Genomic DNA, 254 nt, shown 5'->3' with positions numbered 1-254 from the left:
AGCTGTTGGGTAAAACCCAACTCATAACACTGCATGCAGCGCTATGAGTTAGCTTCTACGCGGCGCCAATGATATTGACTCCAGCTACAACAACAACCGATAAGAGTGGACGCTTAACACGAGCACTTAAGCTCTGAAAGGAGGTGATCCAGCCGCACCTTCCGATACGGCTACCTTGTTACGACTTCACCCCAGTCATGAATCCTACCGTGGTAATCGCCCCCCTTGCGGTTAGGCTAACTACTTCTGGTAAA

General features: G+C 50.0%; 1 rRNA gene. It reads right to left on the bottom strand.

Going from position 1 to position 254, the window contains the following annotated elements:
- Nucleotides 1-136: 136 nt before the first annotated feature.
- Nucleotides 137-254 (bottom strand): 16S ribosomal RNA (locus tag IB268_RS30975); the annotation flags it as partial.

Source organism: Achromobacter sp. ACM01, assembly GCF_014851745.1.
GTDB lineage: Bacteria > Pseudomonadota > Gammaproteobacteria > Burkholderiales > Burkholderiaceae_B > Achromobacter > Achromobacter aegrifaciens.
This window is presented reverse-complemented; position numbering and strand designations above follow the sequence as displayed.